This is a genomic window from Nocardia sp. NPDC003345 (genome assembly GCF_053589395.1).
This window is the reverse complement of sequence record NZ_JBSFRU010000358.1, coordinates 1-6288: the sequence shown is the minus strand read 5'-3', so window position 1 is coordinate 6288 and position 6288 is coordinate 1. Positions and strand designations below refer to the sequence as shown.

Genomic DNA, 6288 nt, shown 5'->3' with positions numbered 1-6288 from the left:
CCGACCCGCAACCGGGTGTTCGGTGCGGTGAGATAGCCGAACCCGGGTGCGAATCCCACGAAGGCGCAGTACCAGGTCGTGCCGGTATGGGCCGCGATCACCTCGTCGACCGGCAGTGCCAGTGCCCGGGCGACCTCGTCGAGGTCGGGCCCGTCGTAGTGGACCGGAATCCGCACCGGCTCCGATGTTTCCGGCGATGTTCCACGGGAAACATCGCTCGGATCGGCGGCGTCCGCCGCGGCCACGAGGTGCTCCAGAACCGGGCGCATACGTGCGGCCGCAGCCGCCGAATCCACTGTCACCAGAACGGTTTCCGCCGCGGGCAGTACATCGGTCAGACCTGGGGGCCGCTGTCCGGTGAGGCGCTCGACCAGGTAAGGGATCCGGTCCGGATGGTCCGGGGCCAGCAGGAACGCCCGGTCACCGGCGGCCCGCACCGGCACCCGTGGCCCGGTGTCCGGACCCGTCGTCGGCAATAACCTCACCCCGTTCCGGCCGCTCAGGTGAAGGAGGCTACCGCGATTCCCGCGTCGTCGAGCGCGGCCCGGATACGGCGGGCCATCTCGACGGCGGCCGGGGAATCGCCGTGTACGCAGATACTGTCCGGCGACACCGTCACCGTCGTATCCTCGCCCGCGACCCGCGCGGACCCGGTTTCCGCCAGCGTCACCGCCTGCGCGACGGCGTGATCGGCGTCGAGAACCGCGCCCGCGGTACCGCGGGGAGCCAATCCGCCCGCCGCCGTATAGGCCCGGTCCGCGAACCCCTCACCGACGAACCTGATCCCGGCCAGGTTCGCCGAGTCCTCCAGCTGAGTACCGGCCGGGCCGAGCAGCGCGAGCGCGGAATCGTATTCGCGTATCGCGGCCACCACGGCGTCGGCGAGCTCGGCATCGGCCGCGGCCGCGTGATACAGCGCTCCGTGCGGTTTCACATAGCGGACCCGGTCGCCGGCCGCCCGTGCGAAACCGTCCAGGGCGCCCAGCTGGTAGAGGGTTTCGTCGCGGAGCTCGGCCGGTGCGACCGCCATCGCCCGCCGTCCGAACCCGGCCGGATCCCGGTAGCCGATATGCGCCCCGATCCGCACCCCCTTCGCTACCGCGAGGTCGCAGGTCCGCCGCATGATCGCGGGATCACCGGCATGGAACCCGCAGGCGATGTTCGCGCTGGTGACGATGTCCAGCATGGCCGCGTCCTCCCCCATGGTCCACGCGCCGAATCCCTCACCGAGGTCACTGTTGAGGTCGAGCCCCATTGCCGACTCCTCCTTCACGCCCATCACCATTGTTCCCCGATCCGGTTCGCAAGCGGCGCCTGTTGGCGAACAGGGCGAGAATCCCCAGCCCGTAGCAGCCCGCACCGGCCAGCACGACCGGCACCGAACGCCCATCGGCCGGGACGATCAGTGCGGTGACCGCGATCGCGAGGACGAAGGCGATATTGAACACCGTGTCCTGCAGGGCGAACACCTGGCCGCGACGGTCGTCGCCGATATCGATCTGCATGGCGGCGTCACCGGTCAGTTTGATCGTCTGGCCGGCCAGGCCGAGCAGGAAAGCACCGGCGAGCAGCAGCTGGTGGGCGCGCTGCGGTCCGGTGGGATCGGCGAGGGCGGTCGGTAGCACCAGCGTGAGCTGGACGACGATGGCGCAGCTCAGGCCGAGTAGAACGGTGCGGGGCCGGCCCAGCCGGGGGATCAGCAGAGGCGCGAGGAGCGCGGCGAGCAGCATCCCGGCGGCGGTCGCGGTGATCGCGACGCCGAAACCGATGAGACCGCTGTCGACGGCTGTCCCGCCGGACGGCGATTCGCGCAACACCAGAACCATGATCAGGGTGTCGGCGCCGAAGACCACCCGGTGGGCGCCGATACCGATCATCGCGGCGGAGACATCCGCCGAACGCCGGACCGCCCGTGCTCCCACGAGCAAACCGGACAGAACCGCGCGGACCGCGCCCACCGCCGCGCCCGGATCCGATTCGGGCCCGAGCGCGCGGGCGCGGAAGCCTGCCGCCAGCCACACTCCGGCCGCCGAACCCGTCGCGCTCATCGCCACCGCAACCGCGGCTCCGGCGTCCCCCGCGCCGATCGTGCCGATCACCGCGACCGCCGCCGCGGCGCCGCCGGCCGCGCACGCCGATCCGATGGTCGCCAGGAGCGAGTTGACGGGTACCAGCCGGTGCTGGGCGAGCACCCGGGGTAGCGCCGCCGAGACGCCCGCGGCGGTGAACCTGCTGATGCCCACGACGGCCAGGGCCAGCAACAGCAGCAGACCTGCCCCGGCCCCGGCCACCAGCCCGAGGGCGACCGCGCCGATCAGCAGCATGCGTAGGATATTGGCGATCAGCAGCACCAGCCGCCGATCCCACCGGTCCAGCAGGGCCCCGGCGTAGGGCCCGATCACCGAATACGGCAGCAGCAGGACCGCGAACCCCGCGGCCACGGCCAGCGGATCGGTCTCGCGTTCGGGGTTGAACAGGATCGCGCCGGACAGCGCCGCCTGGAACATTCCGTCGCCGAATTGGCCGCTGAAGCGCAGCAGCGTGAGCCGAACGGCGCCGGGACTCTCCCGGACCGCCGCGCGTAGCGCGGCCCACTTGCCGCTGGTGTCCGATCTCCGGGACCGCGCGGGCGCAGCCCTCCCGGCCGGTGCCGGGCCGGGGGTTACCGCGCCGTCGCGTCGCGAATGGTCGTGTTCGCCGGCGCCGGGTGTCCGGTCCGTGGCGGAGGGTTCGGGCGCGGAGCTGGACACCGCCGCGACGCTACCGGCCCCGTGGCCCGGGAGGTATTCCGGCCGTACCGGGTTCCCGGTCGGCGATGAGCAGATCGACCGCCTCGCGCATATCCGGGGCCATCGGCAGCGCGCCCAGCGAATCGGCGTCCACCCAGGTGTAATCGTCGTGTTCTTCCGGATCGAGCGTTATTTCGCCGGCTTCCGCCTCGGCGAGAAAACTGAATTTCCGCACCCGGGCCTTGGTGCGGGTCGCGTAGTCGAACCAGCCCAGGAAATCGGTGATCCGCTTCGCCACCAGCCCCGTTTCCTCGAAGAGTTCGCGGACCGCGCCCTCGAGCAGCGATTCCCCCGATTCCACCCCGCCACCCGGCAGTTCGTACATTCCGCCCAGGTAGTCGCCGGCGACCCGCCGCACCACCAGGAGTTTTCCGTTCCGGAAGACCGCGACGCCCACCACCAGGTCGGTGATGCCGTCACGCCCGGCGCCGGCGCGCAGCCGCTGTTCGATTCGCGCGAGAGCCTCGGGCCGCATCTCTCACCTCCCCGGTTTCGTATATCCATTTTCCGTGAACTTCCGTCGTGCCGCCGTTTCGGCCGCGGGTGCTCACCATCCGTTCACTTCGACGTCGCTCGCGTAAAATGCCGGGTGCGGACAATCGACGAGGTCGGGGTATCGCCGCGGTACTTCGCGCGAGAAAGGTAATTGTGCCGGAGCCGGAAGGGAGGCCTGCGATGCCCTCGCAGCCGACGCCGCATATCGAAGTACATCGCGCGGGTGATCGTCTGAAAACCCGGATATCCTGGCTCGATTCCAAGCATTCGTTCTCCTTCGGTTCGCACTACGACCCCGAGAACACCCATCACGGGCTGCTGTTGGTGAACAACGACGATATCGTGTTGCCCGGCCAGGGCTTCGAAACCCATCCGCATCGCGATATGGAGATCGTGACCTGGGTTCTCGAGGGATCGCTGGTGCACCAGGATTCGCTGGGCCACAGCGGGGTCATCTATCCGGGGCTGGCGCAGCGGATGAGCGCCGGTACGGGTATCCGCCATTCGGAGAAGAACGATTCCTGGCGGGTCGACCCGGGCCGGGCCGAGCACGAGGAACCGGTGCATTTCGTGCAGATGTGGGTGGTTCCCGACGAACCCGGGATCGAACCCGGCTACCAGCAACTGGAGATCGGAGATCAGCTCGCCGCGGGCGGCATGCTGACGGTGGCCTCCGGGCTGCCCCGGTACCGCGACCGCGCCGCCATCGCCATCAACAGCAGCCATTCGGCGCTGCACGTGGCGAAACTGGCGCCGGAGGGCGAACCCTCGACGCACCTGCCGGAGGCCCCGTACCTGCACGTCTTCGTCGCGCGGGGTTCGGTCGAGATGGAGGGCGCCGGCCTGCTGGATGTCGGTGACGCGGTGCGCCTGACCTTCTCCGGCGGTCAGCGCCTCACGGCCCGGGAACCGGCCGAAGTGCTGATCTGGGAGATGCACGCCCGGCTCGGCGTGCAATAGTCGTCCGAATAGTCCGGATAGGTCGACCCGGGTGGCGTCGAACCTCGACAATGGTGTGCGGACTCTGTGATGTGGACGCGCTGAGGAGGAACGTATGTCGTACCAACCGCCCGGTGGTGGTTATCCGCCGCCGGAGCCCTATCCGGGGCAGGGCCCGGGCCCGGGTCCCGGAGGGCAGCCGCAGTACTGGCAGGAATCGCCGAAGCGCAAGGGTATGGCGATCGCCGCTCTGGTGCTCGGCATCCTCGCGGTCCTGACCTTCTGGACCATCGTCGGCGGCATCCTGTTCGGGCTGATCGCCGTCATCCTCGGTGTGATCGCGATGGTGAAGTCGAGCCGGGGCACCGGCGGCGGCGGAGTCATGGCGGTGATCGGGCTGATCCTCGGCATCCTGGGAATCATCGGCGTCATCGTCGTCGCCGTGGTCGGCTGGGGTATCTGGCAGGATTCCGGCGGCCAGGACTTCGTCGACTGCGTGAGCAAGGCCGGGGGCGATCAGTCCGCGATCTCGCAGTGTGAGGACGAGTTCAACCAGCGGCTCGAGGACCAGTACGGCGTCACGATCGCACCGCCGGAACCGACCAACTGACCCGGACCGGCCGGGCGGCAGTCCCGGCCGCCCGGCCGCGGCACCGGCATACTGGGTTGTGTGACTTCCGACGTGACCAGCCCCTCCGGTATCGATCTGACCCACCTCGACCCGGCCGTCCGAGTGCAGGACGACCTGTTCACGCATGTCAACGGTGCCTGGCTGGCCGGGTACGAGATACCGGCGGACCGGGCGGTGGACGGCGCCTTCCGCACGCTCTACGACCGGGCGGAACTGGACGTGCAGGAGATCATCCGCACCGCCACCGGTGAGCCCGGCAGCGACGCCCGCAAGATCGCCGATCTCTACGCCTCGTTCATGGACACCGAGGCGATCGAGAACGCCGGCCTCTCCCCCGTCGCCGAGGAACTGGCGGCCCTGGCCCGGATCACCGACCGTGGTGAGTTCGCCGCCCTGCTGGGCCGGCTACAGCGCACCGGTGTGTCCGGCGCGGTCGCGGTGTATGTCGACACCGACGACAAGAACTCCCAGCGGTACCTGGTCTACGCGACCCAGTCCGGTATCGGTCTGCCCGACGAATCCTATTATCGATCCGATGAATACGCGCAGGTCCGGGCGAGTTATATCGCCCATATCGACCGGATGTTCGCGCTGGCCGCCACTGATCCCCGCGTTGCCGGGCTGCTCGGCGGCGATTCGGACGGAGCCGGGGATTCCGTGGGATCCCGGGTGTTCGAACTGGAACGCAAACTCGCCGCCGGGCATTGGGATGTGGTGCGCCGCCGGGACGCGGAACTGAGCTACAACCTCACCACCATCGCCGAACTCGCCGAACGCCACCCCGAGTTCGATTGGGCGGCCTGGGCCGACGGCCTGGCCCAGGGGGTTTCGGCCTCCGGGCCGGACCTGCTCGCGGAACTGGTCGTCCGGCAGCCCGATTACCTGAGCACCTTCGCAGCGGTGTGGGAGTCCGAACCGCTGGCGGAATGGCTGCTGTGGGCGCGCTGGCGGGTGCTGCGCGCCCGGGCCGCCTACCTCACCGAAGCGCTGGTCGAGGAGAGTTTCGATTTCTACGGCCGCACCCTGACCGGCGCCGAGGAGAACCGGGAGCGCTGGAAGCGCGGGGTCTCGCTGGTCCAGGATCTGCTGGGCGAGGCCGTGGGCAAACTGTATGTGGCCGAGCATTTCCCGCCCGAGGCCAAAGCGGCGATGGTGCGGCTGGTGGAGAACCTGCGCGAGGCGTATCGCCGCAATATCGCCGACCTGGAGTGGATGAGCCCGCAGACCCGGCGCGCGGCGCTGGCGAAACTGGAGAAGTTCAGTCCCAAGATCGGCTACCCGGACCGCTGGCGCGACTACTCCGCGGTCACGATCGACCCCGCCGATCCGGTCGGAAACTACCGCCGCGGCTATGCCGCCGAACACGACCGCGACCTGAACAAAATCGGCGGTCCGGTGGATCGCGACGAATGGTTCATGACCCCGCAGACGGTC

7 protein-coding genes are annotated in these 6288 nt (G+C 69.3%); 3 read left to right on the top strand and 4 right to left on the bottom strand.

The genetic code is table 11. The features are described 5' to 3' along the window. The 4 genes from ACWDU1_RS27870 to ACWDU1_RS27855 form a co-directional block, all read right to left on the bottom strand. Positions 1-476, bottom strand: a 476-nt coding sequence (locus ACWDU1_RS27870; RefSeq protein WP_450002959.1) for a carboxyltransferase domain-containing protein, incomplete at its 3' end; no start/stop codon positions are given. 23 nt (positions 477-499) lie between these two features. After that, the gene (locus ACWDU1_RS27865; RefSeq protein WP_450002957.1) at positions 500-1255 is read right to left on the bottom strand and encodes a LamB/YcsF family protein; all 756 of its coding nucleotides are present in this window, start codon (positions 1253-1255) and stop codon (positions 500-502) included. Beyond that, positions 1233-2750 (bottom strand): hypothetical protein, encoded by a 1518-nt coding sequence (locus ACWDU1_RS27860; protein WP_450002955.1) that lies wholly within the window; start codon positions 2748-2750, stop codon positions 1233-1235. Before ACWDU1_RS27860 ends, ACWDU1_RS27865 begins: the two co-directional genes overlap by 23 nt. 10 nt (positions 2751-2760) lie before the next feature. Continuing rightward, the gene (locus ACWDU1_RS27855) at positions 2761-3264 is read right to left on the bottom strand and encodes an NUDIX hydrolase (protein ID WP_450002954.1); all 504 of its coding nucleotides are present in this window, start codon (positions 3262-3264) and stop codon (positions 2761-2763) included. Between the two features lie 200 nt (positions 3265-3464). On the opposite strand from ACWDU1_RS27855, the gene ACWDU1_RS27850 reads away from it, so the two are divergent. The 3 genes from ACWDU1_RS27850 to ACWDU1_RS27840 all read left to right on the top strand — a co-directional run. Then, a complete protein-coding gene (locus tag ACWDU1_RS27850) occupies positions 3465-4244 on the top strand; it encodes a pirin family protein (RefSeq protein ID WP_450002953.1) in 780 nt (259 codons plus the stop codon). Between the two features lie 94 nt (positions 4245-4338). Beyond that, positions 4339-4833, top strand: a complete 495-nt coding sequence (locus tag ACWDU1_RS27845; protein WP_450002951.1) for a DUF4190 domain-containing protein — start codon at positions 4339-4341, stop codon at positions 4831-4833. 60 nt (positions 4834-4893) lie between these two features. Further along, the coding region (locus ACWDU1_RS27840) for a M13 family metallopeptidase (RefSeq protein WP_450002949.1) at positions 4894-6288 on the top strand (1395 nt) is incomplete at its 3' end.

Excerpts from the sequence above, each read along its gene's own strand:
- ACWDU1_RS27865 (WP_450002957.1), bottom strand. The coding sequence starts at position 1,255 with ATGGGGCTCGACCTCAACAGTGACCTCGGTGAGGGATTCGGCGCGTGG.
- ACWDU1_RS27855 (WP_450002954.1), bottom strand. The coding sequence starts at position 3,264 with ATGCGGCCCGAGGCTCTCGCGCGAATCGAACAGCGGCTGCGCGCCGGC.
- ACWDU1_RS27850 (WP_450002953.1), top strand. The coding sequence starts at position 3,465 with ATGCCCTCGCAGCCGACGCCGCATATCGAAGTACATCGCGCGGGTGAT.
- ACWDU1_RS27845 (WP_450002951.1), top strand. The coding sequence starts at position 4,339 with ATGTCGTACCAACCGCCCGGTGGTGGTTATCCGCCGCCGGAGCCCTAT.